The sequence below is a fragment of the Corynebacterium poyangense genome, assembly GCF_014522205.1.
Taxonomy (GTDB): Bacteria; Actinomycetota; Actinomycetes; order Mycobacteriales; family Mycobacteriaceae; genus Corynebacterium; species Corynebacterium poyangense.
Window position 1 is genome coordinate 228,265 of the sequence record NZ_CP046884.1, and the last position, 16,435, is coordinate 244,699.

Below are 16,435 nucleotides of genomic sequence, written 5' to 3' on the forward strand. Positions count from 1 at the left end.
ACAGCGCCGGAAGATCGTCACGCTCGGTAAAATTGACACCATGGGTGGCTTTGATATGTCGAGACTTCCGTTAGGCAGCGAGGAACGGCAGCAGCTAGCAAGACATTTGGCCGGAAAGTCTGATCTTCGGGAGACGTATTACCTCGAAGTGAAGTCAGAGTTTGACCTAGGGAATAAGAACGATCAGGCCAAAGTTGCCAAGTTTATTCTCGGCGCTGCAAATCGTGATCCCGAAATAGCATCCCAGTATTTTGACGGGCACGCAATTATGGTGGCCGGCATCGGGGACAACGACATTAAGGGCGTGACAGGCACAGAAACGAAGGACCTTGACAAAAAGGTCCGCAGCATCGTCGGAGCCTCTGGTGACGGACCTCGCTACGATATCGTTTCGGAGGAGATCGACGGCAAAAATGTCGTCTTCTTCATTGTCGGTCGTCCAATGAACGACATTTTCCCGGCATTAGCAAACGCTGGCTTCAATAATTTAGTCAAAGACGGCCACATCTACCACCGAACCTCAGGCGAAACCAATGAGATGACCGGTCAAGAGCTACGTCAGCGCATCCGGGCGCTCAAGACAGCTGGGGAAGTAACAGATGTGGCTTTGAGCAAGCTTGGGCCGATTACTTGCGGAGTTGTCGCGGAACCGCTCGTCCGCCGTCGCTGGAACCAAGCTATCAGCCAGCTTCGTTCGTCGGCACCGGCAAGGTCGGAAGTGGACGGCTCGCTTATCGACTTGGCAATTAGAGATAGTCTGGTTTTCGCAAAGGACTACTATCAAAGAACTCCAGATGAGTTTCACAACAGATTGGATTTACTGGAGCAACAAGACGAGCAGTACCTTCGTTCTCTCCGGAATGCTATGTCGGTTGAGCGACTGACCCCACTGACGATTGCCCTGACTCTGAAATCCAAAACGCACCTAAAAGACGTTCAGATGGCGATTGACATTCCGAAGCCGGTTGTGATTTTGGATCCTAATGATTTTTCTGTCGAGCAAACTCTAAGGAAGTTACTACCGTCCAAGTGGACACCCATCTATGACCATGGAGCGCATCTTGCTGACCTTTCAGCATCCTCCATCTTCAATCATGTAGGTCTTCCCTGGTCCGAAATTGATCAAGGAAGGCGACGGTTAACCGTACATATTCCTGACGTGCGGTACGGCGAAGAACGGGTATTCCAGTTCGAGGATGTCGTCCTCTGGGCGCCAGACGGGCTGGACTGTGAAATAGAGTTCAAGTGGCGGTTGACAGCCGGCAACGTACCAGGAGCAGTAGAGGGAGTGTATGTCATCCAGCCGCCGGCCTAAGGTGTTACCTCGGTCAGAGTCGCCTTACGAAGAGTAGTTCGAGGTTAGTTACGGTTTCTGCCGACAGTCCCGTCACGTCGCTGTGTACCGCGACAACCACACTGTGATTGGTAATGAGACACAATCCTTCAGGTTTGGCGCTACTTTCCTTGTTATTGTCTCCGGAAAACGGCCTATCCTTTTCGAATGTGGGGTATGGACTTGTCAGGCCAACACGCTACAATTACACCTCACCATTAACCCCGTGTAGACTTGAACTTGAACTTGAACCACCAATGATCCCCCCAGAAAGGAGTCCGTATGTCAGTCCAAGCAAGTCTCTCTGCAATCAAGGCTGCCCAGGCAGTGAACTTCTTTCTACAGCAGAGCGCTACGGACCCCCGAAGTGTTGACGGAGATATGTATCTCAAACTCATCAAGCTTCTGTGGGCGGCTGACCGCTTCAGTCTGCGTAACTTCGGTAGCGAAGTGACTGAGGATCATTACTCTGCAATGCCTTACGGCCCTGTTGCTTCAGAGACGTACAACCTCATGAAAGCATGCGAGCCCGGCGCCGAGGTGGACACTCTCTGGACATCAGAGTCAGATGCCGCGTGGTGGAAGGAACACTTCGAGACTCGAGGGTACGCACTTGAGGTTATCTCAGACCCAGGCAGTGACTATCTGTCGCGGGCGGACATTCTGATGCTGGAGACGGCCTATGAGCAGTTCCGTGGGACTGGCCGCTTCGCGGCGGCACACAACATCAGTCACATTTATCCAGAGTGGACGCGGGCCTTTGTGCCTAATGTAGCCGTGAGGTCTTTTGAGATAGACCCTGTCAACTTCTTCGATGACCCCGATAGTGAGAGTGATCCGTACTTTCAGGTAGATCCTGAGACTCTCGAATCAGCACGCTACTTCTTTAACGAGCGGCAGGATTTGTCCATGTCGATCGGAATTGCGCTGTAGCGGTCGTGCGTTCTCTTGATGTGGGTCAGCGACGCTTGTGGATCCAGTACTCATGCGTGGAAGGTGCGTCTCTCTGGTTTAAGGGCGACCCTCCCTTCTACTCACAAACCAGACACATGTTTTTTGTGCTTGGAAAGCCAGACGATGATCACTTCCTCATGGTCAACGCAACATCGAAGGTGGAGGTTCGACTCCATCACCTTGGAAAGACGGTCGACCGTTTTGGACTCACAGCTCAAGACGTGTCGGTACATCTGCAACCTGGATCACACAGCTTCATTACGAAAGACACCCTAATTGACTGCTCGAAACCGTTCCGGCTAAGTACAGAAGACCTAATTAAGGCGGAAGTTTTTGCACTCTTTGATGATCCGCCGTCACTTGAATTTTTCGTTCCTCTTCTGAAGGCATGGGCAGCCAGCCCCTGGGCTGAGAGAGCACATCTGGAAAAAGTACGCCTCCGGTGGTCCGAGCGCGGTATAACCTTCTAGCGAACCACCTCAGCCTCAGCTTCGGTGTCTCATGCAGAACACCACGCATCGCCCACACACCAATCTCCGGCCGCCAGTCTCGAACCAACGCCTGCCAGCTACGTTCATCCGTAAGACCTGCAACTTGGCGCACCCACCACTCCGGCACACCTTCGGCAATCCGATTGATGATCCAGGTATCTCGTAGCCGGACAACGACGGTTTGATCCCTTCGTCCTATGACGCCACAACAGAACTCGAGGCGACGGTGTAGCGGCGCTTACACCTCGGATACAGAAGGTACTGGACCTCGTTGTCTACCTCTGCCCCTGCTTCTCAAGGACGTCCGCCCACTCGCGGTGCATAGCCATGTCTCGCCCATCGACATCGCGAAACATGACACCGCAGTCATCAACCTCGACCCACTTCCAGGTGAGGTGATCCATCTCGACACCGCGTAGCCCAGCACCGAGTCCCACTGCAAGGATCAGCCACTTGTGTTGCTCCAGTGCCCCTAATTGCTTAGCGTTCGCCCAGTCTGTGATCTGAATCAGTTCCGCGAGGGAGTGGGGTTGGCGCTTCGCTTGTCGGAGGCCAAGGTGACGTGACACTCGGGCAGGGGATCGGGGTGCTCGAGGTGTATGAGATCGCGCAGATATGTTCGTGGCTCCTGCAAAGTGATACCCAGCTGTGAGCACACAGTATCCAGGGATTCAAGAGAGTCGGGTAGCGAGCCACTACAGGTCAAGAGAACCTGCGCGATTGTCTTGGTGGCTGTTTGTTCCCGAAATGAGGAGCTCGAGCGAAACAACTCAACCAACCGCGTAGTCTCGTTTACAACCTCGGCCCAGTCTTCCTCGGACAGGTGGCAGGGCTTGTTTGTCATAGAGTGGCAACCACCCCCTCCAAATACCGCGCGCAGTGTCTGCTCGTCAGATCGATATTTCCCAGCCCAGGGCGCTACGAAGTCCACCTCGACCGCCATACAGAGGACCGTCTTTGGAAAACCTACGTCAAGGAAGTGTCGAATCCATGTCACCCGCAGCCGAGACGCAAACGGTGCCAACCCACCCTCTGGGTAGAGCACACGGATCTGGGAAGCCATGCTGTCAGGGCGTGAATCACGTTGGCTGGGTAGAAGGATGTAGTCGCTAGGGTCTCGGCCAGGTGCAGCCCGGCGATCCCTCAATCTCCCAAAGGACGTCACAGTACTGCGCCCGAAGCCTCCAAAGTGTGAACGCTTCACCTCACTGGAGACGATGGGAGAAATGAGAGACACTGACCCACCATTCAAGGCAGCGTAATCGCCTAATCCCCACACGGAACTCCGACTCGGACTACAGGCGCTGAGGTACCCTCAATTTTTGGCCAAAGTCCATAAGCCAGGCCACACTCGCAGCGACTCCAAAACTATCAAAACAGCAAAATATCCCCATTTCACATTTGAAACGGGGATATTTTCTTTGGGGACTAGTTTCGTAAATAACTGCAGGTCACTTACGAAGAGCCCCAGCAGTAATGGTGAAATCCGCTGATCGTTGGGTAATTAAAGCCGGATCCCCAATTAAGCAACGCGAAAACGTCCCCGACCAACAAGCAGCTAGTCTGCGTGAAATCTATGCAGATAAGATCGAAAGCGGCGTGACCACAAAAGACCTGGTGTTTAGCTCACCCAGCGCGGCTGCCAGATTCGTGGTCGGTAGATCCAGCAATGGCCGTGCTGCATGGAAAAACGCGAAGGGGACCCCTCTGGGCGAACTCCAGGATCAAGGCCACCCGTTCTAATTGGACTTGCTCCGATCTGGAAGATTTCTCGATTTAGCGTTGAGACGTGTAAACCACGCCATCGTGGGGAACTCACCGCTATTCTGCTGGTCAACAATTAGCGAATGGCAGTCATCAAAATCTGAAATTCCCCAGCGTGGATGCACTTAGTGGAGGAACGTATACAGCGAGGTCGACAAGTACATCGCTGTATAAGATTTGTGACTCCTTTTTGTGAGCTTTCCACTGGGTAATAGGCCGCATTGGTTGACAGGGTGTAGGCGTGTTATTCCGTGCACGAGGGCATCACAATGTGTATGTTCAACATCAGGAGAATCGGCAATTCTTGACTCTAAAACCCCTACAACCAACACACCAGCGCATCATGCTCGGGGATGGTAGCCCGTCCCACCACCTCAAAACCTGCTCGGAGATATGCTTTCTTGGCGCGGTCATTGCCATCTTCCACGCTGAGGCACACGCCCCGGCACCCAATTCGCCGGGCTTCCGCCAAAGCGCCGCGCAAGAGGATTTGGGACAATCCCTTACTCACCGCTGCGGGTCTAATGGCCACCGCCATTTCGGGGATGTCATCAGCGATATACGCATAGCCAGGGGCGTCGGACTTAAAGAGGCGCAACCAGGCAGCGCCGATGGGGATCTCTAAAAGGCCACGGGCGTGGCGGGCTGCGGCACCGAAGGCGTGGGTTCTGTCGAAGCCGGGGTCAAAGGGGTCAGCCCGGCCGATGTCGGTGCTCAATGCGGTGAAAAGCGGATCAGTGGGGGAGAGGTGCTGCGTGGTGGTAAATAGCAGGGCGCCGCCTTCTTCGGGCAGCCAGTTTTCCACATAGCGTTCGCGGGTGTTGCGGTAGGTGTCAGATAGTGGTGCGGTCTCATCTCCCCACGTTTCGGTGAGCTCATCCATCCACCGCAGGAAGGGGCGGTCACTGTCCTGGAGGGCGCGGGTGGAAAAGCGCTCAAGGAAAGCACTCATGTCCTAGAACACCTCAATTCGGGCTCCTAGGGATTCCGCGTGAATAAGCTGCTTCACCCAGCCGGGGGCGCCGGGCAGCAGCCGCAGGACGGGCCGGCCGGACACACTGGTGGTCGCCACGTGGGCATCCTGTTGGGCGGCACCCAGCCCGGAGCGGGCTTCATAGCGGATCCGGGAGCGGTATCCGGCGTCGGCTAGCTCCGCAATACTGGGCCGTTTGGCGGTTAATCCGGTGCGGGCTTCGGCTAATAATTCAATAGCTTCATCTAAAGCTTTGACGAGAGCTTCGGAGTTCGTCTCGCACATGCCTTGAACCAGTGCGGGGGCGGTGCCAGCCACCCGGGTTCCGTCTCGGAAACTGCCCGCAGCCAGGGATAAGGATAGGGCTCCGCCGTTATCGCCCACCACGGCGAGGGTCTCGGCCAGCAGGTGCGGCAAGTGGGATACGCGTGCGACGGCAGCATCATGGTGATCCACCCGGGAGGGGATAATTTCTGCGCCGGTGAGTTTAATCATCCGGGCAACTTCGTACCACAGTTCCACCCAGCTGCTGCTTACTGCACCATGAGTGTCTAGCGCGTGGTCAAAGGTAATGACCCACGCGGCTCCTTGGAACAGCCCCTCTTGGGAGGCTTTCCAGCCGCTGTCTGCCGTGCCCGCCATGGGGTGTCCGCCCACATAGCGATCAGCTAAGCCGTGGGATCCCACCAGGTCATAGACTTGGGATTTCACGGACACGACATCGGTGATCCCGCAGCTAGGTGCTAATTCCTTGATCTTGTCTAGCATTCCGTCAACAGCGCCGATGGGGGTGGCAATAACTATCAGAGCCTCGTCTGTTTCAGCTCTAGATAAGGTGGATTCCAGATCATCGCTAACATCGAACCCTTCACTGGCGGCATGTCGGGCACCGGAGGCGGATCGATTATACCCGTAGGCTAATTGTCCTGCGGCTTTAAGGTCACGCAGAAGCGAACCACCAATGAGGCCCAGGCCGAGGATGCAGATAGGCTTAGTTAGGAATCTATTGATCACCTGACAAGTGTGACATATCCCGACTACGCTTACCGGGTATGAGTGCGGCATCGGCGCGTGGAAGTTCAGCGCAACAGGCTAAAAAGTCTCGGCAAGTCCCCGGCAAGGCTTCTTTTGCCCTGGTAGCGGCCTATAACCAGGGGGAGTGGGAGGTTCGTCGGTTCCGGGATGATTTTCGACGTTTGTCTACGGCTGAACAGGCGGTGAGGAAACTCCGTAGTGAGGGACCCACTCTAGCCATGTTGTGTGTTGAAGATGACTACTACGTTTTGTTGCGGCCAGTGCCTGGCGGTCTGAAGATTTTGCTCAGCGATCTCACCATGGCGGTGGAGGATGACTACGCTGCTGAAATCGCTGATGAGCTGGGGGTAGATATTCCCGATATTGACCCCGCTGACCTGGAAACTGCAGACCCCTGGCCCGAAGGGGATTTTGATCTCCTCGCGGATCTGGGGGTCAGCGAGGAAATCCTCGGCGTCATCGTCGATGATGATGACGTGTGGCCAAGCGAATCTCTAGCGCGCATTGCTCAGGAACTGGGCTGTGGCGAGGAATTTACCGAGGTCACCGGGATTGAACCGCTTATGGATGACGAAGAGTGGTAGCTCTTCCCACCCCCCGCGGAGTTTCTGAGGCTGAGCGTTTGATGCGTCGAGCTCTGGACGTCGCCCGCACCACCCCTCCTGCCGACATCCCCGTAGGAGCCGTGGTTTTTGGACCCGACGGCAGCGAGCTAGCCGCCGCAACTAACCGCCGAGAAACTGATCTTGACCCCACCGCTCACGCCGAGGTGCTCGCTATCCGGGAGGCAGTAAAACACCACGGCGATGGCTGGCGGCTAAGCGGCTGCACCTTAGTTGTCACCTTGGAGCCGTGCGCGATGTGCGCCGGAGCACTTGTCGGAGCACGCCTTGACCATCTTATTTTCGGCGCTGCTGAACCGAGAACCGGTGCCTGCGGATCAGTCCTGGATATTGTTCGAGACCGCGCAGTCATGCACCAGATGACGGTGCGCGGCGGGGTCCTGGCCGAAGAATGTGCGCAACTTTTGAGTAACTTTTTTGAAACGCATCGTGCTCAGAACCGTCCCCGAGATCATTTTGGCGGTACTCTATGAGTCGTACATCAAAAACTCACTATAGGAGGTGCCCAGATGGGCGATTTCGAGAACAAGGCTGAGGAATTCGGCGGCAAAGCCAAGGAAGCTTTCGGCGACGCTACCGGTAATGATGAGCTGAAGAACGAAGGCAAGGCTGATCAGGTCAAGTCCAACGTTAAGGACGCTGTTTCCGACGCCGGCGACAAGATCAAGGAAGGCGCAGACAAGGTTCTGGGCGCTTTCAAGAAAGACAACTAAGTAACTTTAGAGGCGGATTTGGTTGCCCGTAGGCATTCCATTAGGCTTGCTTAGCGGTGGCGTGTCCGAGCGGCCGAAGGTGATCGCCTCGAAAGCGATTGTTGGGTAACCCCCAACCGCGGGTTCAAATCCCGCCGCCACCGCTTTCACAATAACCGGCGTTCATGCAGATGGGCGCCGGTTTTTTAGGTTTCAGCACACACCCCAGTGTTAGAGTGACGCCATGTCTCATTCCCCCAGTATTCCGCCGCGAATCCATCCCGGGCAGAAGATCGCGGTTTTGTCTCCTTCGATGGCGGGGCCTGCGTACGGGGAAGCTATCCATGACCAGGCGATGAAAAGGCTGGCCCAGCTCAGTGGGCATGAGGTTGTGGAATTTCCGACGACGAGAAAACTTGGCGCTACTTCCCAAGAACGCGCTGCTGACCTTAATGCCGCTTTTGCTGATCCCAGTATCGGGGTCATTATGGCCACCGTGGGCGGGAATGATCAGATTACGGTGCTTCCTTATCTGGATACTCAGGCCATCCGCGCCCATCCCACTGCGTTCGTGGGATATTCGGACAATACTCACCTTCATAATTGGCTGTGGAGACAGGGGATAGCCTCTTTTTATGGGGGATCTACCCAGGTGCAATTAGGCCCTGGGCCCAAAGTTGATGAGATCCATCGCCTCAGCTTGTTGAGTATTTTCCGTGGTGAGGAAGTGGAATTATTCAACCCTGGTGAAAGTGAGGATCACGGGCTGGAGTGGTCTGACCCCCGGGCCCTCACCGAGTATGGGCAACGTGTGCCGGTTGATTCCTGGCAGTGGTTCGGGCCGCAGCGAAAAATCCAGGGCCCTACCTGGGGTGGATGTGTGCAGGTGCTCTGGCAAGTCCTCGTCGCCGGACATACTCTTCCCGATGAAGCCTATGATGGTGGAATCTTGTTACTGGAGTTTTCGGATAACCCAGTAGAACCTTTGGATTTCGCTAATTTTCTCCGTGCACTTGGGGAACGAGGTCTATTGCGGCGCTTCGCCGGGGTGGTGTTGGCGCGGATCCCAGCATCTTCTCTAGGGTGGGAACCTCCGGTTGAAGTTCGGCACCATTACCGCGACACTCTTGTTGACCTGCTCTCCTTAGCTTTGGAGCGCTACGCCCCGGAGGCGGTGTTTTGTTCGGGAATCCCCTTTGGTCACACCCGGCCACAATGGATTATTCCCTACGGCGGATCACTCACCCTCGACGGTGAAACCCGCCGAGTTTTTGCGCACTACGGCTCAATTGAGGAGCGCCACTAGCTCTGCGAGGAAAACTATGCCGCGGGATACAAAACCTATGGCGCATGTCATATACTGCTCTTCATGCAAAATATATTCATCTCTGGTGGTGCTTCAGGTTTGGGGCTGTCCACCGCGAAGAAATTCCTTGCGGAAGGTTGGCGAGTGGGGGTTTATGACCTCGTTGATTGTGATCTTCAGCATGAGAATCTGGTGGTTGGGCGTTTAGATGTCACCCAGCCAGACAGCTGGGAGGCCGCTCTTGCTGACTTCACGGCAGTAACTGGTGGTCAACTCGATATTCTGGACAATAATGCGGGGGTTATCCGGGACGGAAATGTTGCTGATCTCAAGCCCGCCGATATCTCCCTCCAGGTCCAGGTCAACGCTTATGGGGTGACTTTGGGTGCGCGGGCTGCCTATCCCTATCTGAAGAAGACCCCTGGTTCTCATTTAGTCAGCATGGCTTCGGCGTCGGGGATCTACGGGCAACCAGAAATTGCCACTTATAGTGCTACTAAAGCCTATGTGGGAGCGATGACTGAGGCTCTGGGTCTGGAGTGGCGCAAGGATGATATCCGAGTCATTGATATCTGGCCGCTGTGGGCAAAAACCTCGTTGGCAGAAACTTCAGCAACGTCGGCTCGACGCCTCGGGGTGCATATCACCCCGGAACAGGTGGCGGAGCGGATTTGGGAGGCAACTCATCCAAAAAACGCGTGGCAGCGTGGGCGTATTCACTACGGAGTGTCTCCCTTAGATGAAGTGCTTTACCGGGCGCGCCATATGGCGCCGGACCGGGTTGCTCGCATCATCAATAAGGCCCTATCCGCCGGATAGCACTAGCGTTTTTTAGCGGAGGTCTCGTGGGTTTTGTCGGCTAGGAATTTCTCTAAGGAGCTGCCTTCCACGTCAAAATGAGGCAGGATGCGGTCTAGCCACCTTGGCATCCACCAGGTGGCTCGGCCCAGGAGGAACATAGATGCCGGCACTAACGTCATTCGGATGAAGAAGGCATCAAAAAGTACGCCGGCAGCGAGGGCAAAACCAAAGACCTTGATGAAGGGCAGCGGCTGACCGATAAAGGCCACGAATACCGCGATCATGATGATGGCGGCTGCGGTAACGACTCTGGCGGCGCGGGTGAAACCGAAAATGATGGATTCTTCTACCGCGTTGTAGCGGGATTCTCCGCTGGCTACACCGTGAGACTCAATCCACTGTTCGCGCATTCGGGTAACCAGGAATACCTGATAGTCCATGGCTAAGCCGAAGGTCACGCCGATGAGGAAGATGGGGATAAAAGATACGAGGGGGGCGGGGGTAGGCACCAATCCCCATAAACCTTCTTGCCAAAACAGTACTGTGGTTCCAAACGCTGCTCCCACGGAGAGGAGGAAGCCTAGGCCCGCCACCACCGGGATGAGGAGTGAGCGGAAAATAATGAGCAAGAGAATAATCGCCAAACCGACCACAATGCCTAGGTAAATAGGCATGGCCTTAGACAGCTCCTCGGTGATATCAAGTTGCACGGCGGTAAGCCCAGTAGTCCCGAGCTTCACCCCGGTTGCCTGCTCTATTTCTTCTTGTCGGTCCCGGATAGTGTGGGAAATTTTCATCGTCGCTGGATCAGCGGGACCAGTATTCGGAGTTATCAGGATCTGAGCTGCCGTCGAGTCGTTGTTCACCCCGCTGAGCTGCGCATTTTTGATGGTGAACATACTGTCCAAAGAATCAACGGTGTATAAGAAGCTGCTGAACCTGGCAGCTTGTTCTTCATCAAAGGGTTGATTCTCAGCCTTCGCCTTAGCTTCCTGAGCTGACATGTACGGTGCTAAGGCCGGGGCGTGAGGATTAGCGTCCTTGGCGTCTATCACCATCAACAAGGGGGCGTTAATTCCGGCCCCAAAGCCTTCAGTTAACAAATCGGCAGCTTGTCTTTGAGTAGTCCCAATCTCGCTGGTGGTGTCATTGGGGAGCGCCATCTCTAGGCGTTGAATGGGAAGGGATAGTGTCCCTAGCGCTACCAGGACTATCGCGATAGCTGTTCCGGGAATTTTATGAACAAACCTGACCCAGTGGCTGCCCAGGGTGGGCCGAGAGATTCGACGCTTCCCTTTGCGCTGATTATGGGCGAGGAAGGGGACTCGCCCGGAGAAAACTTTGTCTCCTACTACGCCTAAGAGGGCGGGGGTAAAAGTCAAGGTCACGAGGACTGTGATGAACACGGTAAGGGCGGCGAGTAACCCCATGGCGCTGAGGAAACCGATGCCGGCAACGGACAAGGCTGCGAGGGCCACAATGACAGTGATTCCTGCAAACACCACTGCTGAGCCTGCGGTGCCTACGGCGACGCCAGCGGCTTCTGCATTGCTTCGGTGCTGCCTTTCGGCGCGGTAGCGTGATAGGACGAAAAGTGAGTAGTCAATACCTACAGCCAAACCGATCATCACTGCCAAGGTAGGCGTGACGTTATTGAGGTCAACAAAGTGGGTAGTAAAGACAATAGATAAAACGCCAATGCCTACTCCGATGATGGCGGTAAGCAAGGGTAATCCTGAAGCCACCAGGGAACCGAAGGTGAATAAGAGGACGAGGAAAGCTACCCCAAGGCCAATGATTTCACTCATCGGTTCAATTTCGATGGGTGCCCCGAAGCCCTGCCCGCCGGCTTCTACCTGCAATCCAGCGCTTCGACCTAGGTCCATGGCCTCATTAATGATTTTCCGCTGATCGGTGGAGACCACGGGGGATTCGCCGGCGTCAAGAGTAAAAGACGTAAACCCGATAGTCTCATCGGACGAGAGAGTGCGAACAGTCTCGGCGTCCTTTTCTGCGCTGGCATCGGGTAAACCATATCTTCCATAGAGTTGATGGATTTGCCCGGTGAGTTTCTCATTGACCTCCACCGGATCTCCAAAGCGCACGGTGTCGGTGAACTGTCCGTCGAGCTTGTCTTGAAGAAAGCTCACGGTCTTATCCATGGCTTCCCGATTAGCCGAGTCAGTGAGTTTCTCACCCTCCGGTGCTTTAAACACCATAGTTACGCTTGCCGCAGTAACGGGGTTATTGATCTCCGGGAATTTTTCCATGAGCATGTGGGTAGCCTCAATGGAGGGGGTGTTGGAGATGGAGAACTGACTGGTAAAAGGCTTATGGAAGAAGCCGGCAACCCCTCCCAGAATGGCAAAAATCAGTACCCACGTGCTTAAGACCCACCATTTCCGTTGAAAAGACCAACGGCCCAGTCGGTACAACAGTTGTGCCACGGAGAAACTCCCTTGACTCCTTGCAAAGTGAACCTATCCCAGCCGGACGCGGATTGGGATGATGATTAACAAGCCTATAGTGCCTTAAACTCAAGCGATGTGAAGAAAGATCTTTCCTTTTGCGTCCACACATGTATGCCTGATTCTTTGGGTCGTAGCGGAATCATCCATACTCCTCATGGGGATATTCAGACACCCGCTTTTATTCCGGTAGCTACGAAGGCTACGGTGAAAACTTTAACCCCGGAGCAAATCCATGCCACGGGGGCTCAAGCTATTTTAGCGAATGCCTATCATCTCTATTTACAGCCAGGTCCGGAGATTGTGGATGAGGCTGGCGGCTGGGGGAAGTTTGCCAATTGGGATGGCCCAACTTACACCGATTCTGGTGGGTTTCAGGTGATGAGCCTTGGGGTGGGGTTTAAAAAAGTCTTGGCTATGGATACTTCGCAGTATTCTGCGGCTGATGTTCGTGCAGCGCGACGGGAACGGCTAGCCCAGGTAGATGATGACGGTGTTAATTTCCGCAGTGTTATTGATGGCTCTAAGCATCGGTTCACTCCGGAGGTGAGTATGCAGATCCAGCACCATCTGGGTGCGGATATTATGTTCGCCTTTGATGAGCTCACCACGTTGATAGACACGCGGTCCTACCAAGAAGAATCGGTTGCTCGGACGCATCGGTGGGCGCAGCGGTGTCTGCTGGAGCACGACAGGTTAACCAGGCAGCGCGCAGATCGGCCACTGCAATCGCTGTGGGGGGTGGTGCAGGGTGCACAGTATGAGGATTTGCGGCGCCAAGCGACGCGCGGTTTGTTAGAGCTCGACGCCCAGGCGCGCGCTGAAGGGCGGCGTGGTTTTGGTGGATTCGGAATCGGGGGAGCGCTAGAAAAAGAAAACCTGGGCACTATTGTGGGGTGGGTTAGTGAGGAACTGCCGGTGGATCGCCCTCGTCACCTGCTCGGAATCTCTGAGCCGGATGATCTTTTCAACGCTATTGAAAATGGTGCCGATACTTTTGATTGCGTCGCCCCCACGCGCTTGGGACGTCGCGGTGGAGTCTATACCCTCGATGGGCGGCTGAGCTTGAAGTCCGCAAAATTCAAGCGGGATTTCCGTGGCGTGGATGAAGAGTTCGGCGGATACGTCACCGAAAACTACTCCCGCGCCTATTTGCACCATCTGGTGCGAGCGAAGGAATACCTAGCCGGAACTCTATGCACTCTTCATAATTTAGAATTCATGGTTAAGTTGGTAGATAATATTCGTACCGCTATCAATAACGGTGATTTCTACGCCTATAAAGAAGAATTTTTGGGCCGTTATTATGCTGGAAGGATTTAATAACCCATGTCGTGGCTAAATTCCGCGCCCGCTGGTGGTCGGCATCGAGCTGTTCCCCGAGCTAAAGGCTGGTCCACAGCGGTTTCTACGGTCTCTGCCATCATGATGACCTTAGATATCACGGTGGTTTTGGTGGCGCTACCCTCCATCGCGGAAGATTTAGGTCTAAGCCTTTCTGGCGGTCAATGGATTATTAACGCCTATTCCTTAGCTTTCGCCTCCTTATTGCTCAGCGTCGGAAGTTTATCCGACATTATCGGGCGTCGAACCCTCTTTTTGATTGGCCACACAATTTTTCTTCTAGCCTCAATCGGGTGTCTATTATCTGATACGGAATCCATGTTGGTGGGGATGCGCGCGGTCCAAGGCGCCGGCGGAGCCATCGTGTTCGGAACGTGCGTTCCGCTGCTAGGCGACGCCTTCGGCCCCCACGAACGCGCTCAACGAACCAAATCTATCGGTATCCTCATGGGGCTTTCCGGCGCGGCTAGCGCCCTCGGCCCGCTCATCGGCGGGGCACTCGTGGAGTACGGGCAATGGCAGTGGATTTTCGCCATCAACATTCCCATCGGCATTTTTGCGCTTCTGACCACCATCATCAAAATCCCCGACCTCCACCGTCAGCAACGCCTAGCCGGGGTAAGAGACATGCCCCCCATCGACATCCCCTCTACGCTGATCGCCGCCGGCGCTTTCTTCACCCTCAACTACGCCATGATCGAAGGGGCCGAAGACAATGACTGGTGGAACCCGCGGATAGTCCTTCTCTTTGCACTAGCTCTCCAGCTGCTGGTCATCCTGGTGTGGATCCAATCCGCCAAAAGGGATCGGGCGATGATTGATGTCCGCCTCTTCACTATCCCCTCCTTCGCCGTGGTGAGTTTCTCTGCCTTCGCAGCCCGGCTCTTCAGCTTCGGAATGATGCCCTTCTTGGTGATGTGGCTTACCGGCCAGGCGGGATTATCTGCGTTGCAAGTAGGGTACGTATCCATGGCCCTAGCCGGACCCATTGTTGTGTTCTCCGCGGTCGGTCTCGCCCTCGAAAAGGTCATGTCCAGGGGTTTTATCCAGGCTCTCGGAATGTTTATTGTTGCCATCGGGCTGTTGCTGGGGTTGCTTTTGCACTGGGATTCTTCCTGGCCAGACCTCATCCCCAGCTATCTGGTTATCGGTATCGGCACCGGTATTATGATGCCGCACCTGATGGATCTGGCGGTCTCGGTTGTGCCCCCGCACCGAACCGGAACGGCAACGGGTATCGCGAACACCTCTATGCCATTGGGGACGAGCTTTGGGGTGGCTTTGTATGGCGCCATCTTGTCTCACCACATTCACGATCAACTTGGCGATGTGCCTGATGGGCGGATTATTGATGCTGCGGAAGCGGCGTTATTTGATGTTATTGGGCAATTCTCTCCGCAGTTAGCGGACACGGCTCGTCACGCATTTATGGATGGGTTGCACCTCATTTTCATTATTGCCGCTGGTTTAGCGCTTATTGGTGCCGCGGCGTGTGCACTGTATATCCGCGAGAAAGATGTGTACGCAAATGAAAATAGTTAATAGATTTCATTAACTCTAGACAGAGCAAAACTTTAGGATTATTCTCCATTAGTGACCAACCAAGACAGATAGGTTTTGTTGAAACTATAGGGAGAAAACATGAGCCCTGATCAGATTATTGAGTTTTATCACTCCGCGGCGGATTTCATCCAGAATATGGCCCATACTCTGCCGTTTGTTCCCTCTCAGTCTGCTGGCGACGTCGATAATTTTGTCTGCGGTTGGCATATTGGTGTCGATGCTGGCTATCACCATGCCGATAACCTCCAGCAGGCTATGAATGGAGCAGTTCAACAATCGCTTCAGCAATGTAAGGGCTAATGCGCACCAGCGCTAAAGAAAAGCCAGCCGAGTTTATCTTGGGCTGGTTTTTCTTTTATAGCACCTCATAGTTTTCGGTTTTCTTTACCCAGCCAATAACGGTATATGTGATGGGGAGAATCATCACTTCAACGAGGGTTTTCCAGAAGAATCCCACCACGACGTAGTTGAGGAAATCCCCTCCGCTAGAAACCCCGATGACTGGTGCAGCGATGAGGCAAAAAATGAGAGTATCGGCAAACTCTCCGATGACGGTGGAGCCAATGAGTCTGGCCCAGAGGATTTTTTCTCCGGTTCGTTGCTTGATCCACACCAGGAACCAGGCGTTGAGTAGTTGCCCCGCGACGTAGCCGGCTAAGCTTGCCGCCACTATTTGTGGCACCAGTCCTAGGGTGTCTGAGAAAGCGGCTTGACCTTCGTAGAAGTCCGCAGCGGGGAGATAGATGGCGGTATAAAAAGACACCACCGCCAGGAACATGGCGCCGAATCCGGTGAAGATAGCTCGACGCGCAGCTTTAAACCCATAACACTCGGAGAGAACATCACCGAGGACGTAGGCCAAGGGGAATAGGAAGAAAGCACCGTCGGTGATGAGAGGCCCGAGTGCTACGCCTTTGGTGGCGGTGATGTTGGAGATGAGGAATACCGCGACAAACAGCGCCACAAACACGGGGTAGTAGCTTTGTTGCACCGGGATGAAGCGAGTCTGGTGGGGAAGTGAGTCCATGAAGGATAACTTTGCCATACTCGTGGCTGCGGCTTCCTCGGGGTGGCTTAGGCTAAGAGAT

At 54.6% G+C, this 16,435-nt stretch carries 17 protein-coding genes and 1 tRNA gene; 13 read left to right on the forward strand and 5 right to left on the reverse strand.

Going from position 1 to position 16,435, the window contains the following annotated elements; genetic code table 11:
• The first annotated feature begins 40 nt into the window (after positions 1–40).
• From GP475_RS01065 to GP475_RS01075, 3 genes are all read left to right on the forward strand, one after another.
• Positions 41–1,315, forward strand: a complete 1,275-nt coding sequence (locus GP475_RS01065) for a hypothetical protein (RefSeq protein ID WP_187974833.1) — start codon at positions 41–43, stop codon at positions 1,313–1,315.
• A 300-nt stretch (positions 1,316–1,615) separates the two neighbouring features.
• On the forward strand, positions 1,616–2,266 hold the full coding sequence (locus tag GP475_RS01070) for a Panacea domain-containing protein (protein ID WP_187974834.1): 651 nt from the start codon (positions 1,616–1,618) through the stop codon (positions 2,264–2,266).
• Between the two features lie 116 nt (positions 2,267–2,382).
• Positions 2,383–2,757 carry a hypothetical protein gene (locus GP475_RS01075; protein ID WP_187974835.1) on the forward strand — a complete coding sequence of 125 codons (375 nt, stop codon included), beginning with the start codon at positions 2,383–2,385 and terminating at the stop codon, positions 2,755–2,757.
• Positions 2,758–3,053: 296 nt separating this feature from the next.
• Here GP475_RS01075 and GP475_RS01080 read toward each other — a convergent pair whose 3' ends face one another.
• Positions 3,054–3,347, reverse strand: a complete 294-nt coding sequence (locus GP475_RS01080) for a hypothetical protein (protein ID WP_187974836.1) — start codon at positions 3,345–3,347, stop codon at positions 3,054–3,056.
• 907 nt (positions 3,348–4,254) lie between these two features.
• Between GP475_RS01080 and GP475_RS01085 the strand changes: the two genes are divergently transcribed.
• Entirely contained in the window at positions 4,255–4,521 is a 267-nt protein-coding gene (locus GP475_RS01085; protein ID WP_187974837.1) for a DUF4357 domain-containing protein, read from the forward strand.
• Positions 4,522–4,861: 340 nt separating this feature from the next.
• Here GP475_RS01085 and GP475_RS01090 read toward each other — a convergent pair whose 3' ends face one another.
• Both GP475_RS01090 and GP475_RS01095 read right to left on the reverse strand, forming a co-directional pair.
• Entirely contained in the window at positions 4,862–5,494 is a 633-nt protein-coding gene (locus tag GP475_RS01090) for a GNAT family N-acetyltransferase (protein WP_187974838.1), read from the reverse strand.
• Positions 5,495–5,497: 3 nt separating this feature from the next.
• A complete protein-coding gene (locus tag GP475_RS01095; RefSeq protein ID WP_262485212.1) occupies positions 5,498–6,529 on the reverse strand; it encodes a prephenate dehydrogenase in 1,032 nt (343 codons plus the stop codon).
• Positions 6,530–6,567: 38 nt separating this feature from the next.
• Here GP475_RS01095 and GP475_RS01100 point away from each other — a divergent pair, with 38 nt between their 5' ends.
• The 6 genes from GP475_RS01100 (at position 6,568) to GP475_RS01125 (ending at position 9,990) form a co-directional block, all read left to right on the forward strand.
• Positions 6,568–7,134 carry a tRNA adenosine deaminase-associated protein gene (locus GP475_RS01100; protein ID WP_187974840.1) on the forward strand — a complete coding sequence of 189 codons (567 nt, stop codon included), beginning with the start codon at positions 6,568–6,570 and terminating at the stop codon, positions 7,132–7,134.
• On the forward strand, positions 7,128–7,646 hold the full coding sequence (locus GP475_RS01105) for a nucleoside deaminase (protein ID WP_394367398.1): 519 nt from the start codon (positions 7,128–7,130) through the stop codon (positions 7,644–7,646). Before GP475_RS01100 ends, GP475_RS01105 begins: the two co-directional genes overlap by 7 nt.
• A 36-nt stretch (positions 7,647–7,682) precedes the next feature.
• Complete coding sequence (locus GP475_RS01110) at positions 7,683–7,886, forward strand: CsbD family protein (RefSeq protein ID WP_187974841.1); 204 nt, start codon at positions 7,683–7,685, stop codon at positions 7,884–7,886.
• A 55-nt stretch (positions 7,887–7,941) separates the two neighbouring features.
• A tRNA-Ser gene (locus GP475_RS01115) sits at positions 7,942–8,029 on the forward strand.
• A gap of 80 nt (positions 8,030–8,109) precedes the next feature.
• Positions 8,110–9,171, forward strand: coding sequence for a S66 family peptidase (locus GP475_RS01120; RefSeq protein WP_187974842.1), 1,062 nt, complete (start codon positions 8,110–8,112; stop codon positions 9,169–9,171).
• Between the two features lie 63 nt (positions 9,172–9,234).
• A complete protein-coding gene (locus tag GP475_RS01125) occupies positions 9,235–9,990 on the forward strand; it encodes an SDR family oxidoreductase (RefSeq protein ID WP_187974843.1) in 756 nt (251 codons plus the stop codon).
• Positions 9,991–9,992: 2 nt separating this feature from the next.
• On the opposite strand, the gene GP475_RS01130 is transcribed toward GP475_RS01125, so the two are convergent.
• On the reverse strand, positions 9,993–12,419 hold the full coding sequence (locus GP475_RS01130) for an MMPL family transporter (protein ID WP_187974844.1): 2,427 nt from the start codon (positions 12,417–12,419) through the stop codon (positions 9,993–9,995).
• Positions 12,420–12,554: 135 nt separating this feature from the next.
• Here GP475_RS01130 and tgt point away from each other — a divergent pair, with 135 nt between their 5' ends.
• The 3 genes from tgt to GP475_RS01145 all read left to right on the forward strand — a co-directional run bounded on the left by tgt (position 12,555) and on the right by GP475_RS01145 (position 15,647).
• Positions 12,555–13,763 (forward strand): tRNA guanosine(34) transglycosylase Tgt, encoded by a 1,209-nt coding sequence (gene tgt, locus GP475_RS01135; RefSeq protein WP_187975735.1) that lies wholly within the window; start codon positions 12,555–12,557, stop codon positions 13,761–13,763.
• Between the two features lie 6 nt (positions 13,764–13,769).
• Positions 13,770–15,326, forward strand: a complete 1,557-nt coding sequence (locus tag GP475_RS01140) for an MFS transporter (protein ID WP_262485213.1) — start codon at positions 13,770–13,772, stop codon at positions 15,324–15,326.
• Between the two features lie 99 nt (positions 15,327–15,425).
• Positions 15,426–15,647 carry a hypothetical protein gene (locus GP475_RS01145; protein WP_187974845.1) on the forward strand — a complete coding sequence of 74 codons (222 nt, stop codon included), beginning with the start codon at positions 15,426–15,428 and terminating at the stop codon, positions 15,645–15,647.
• 55 nt (positions 15,648–15,702) lie between these two features.
• Here GP475_RS01145 and GP475_RS01150 read toward each other — a convergent pair whose 3' ends face one another.
• Positions 15,703–16,374, reverse strand: coding sequence for a queuosine precursor transporter (locus GP475_RS01150; RefSeq protein ID WP_262485214.1), 672 nt, complete (start codon positions 16,372–16,374; stop codon positions 15,703–15,705).
• Positions 16,375–16,435 lie beyond the last annotated feature (61 nt).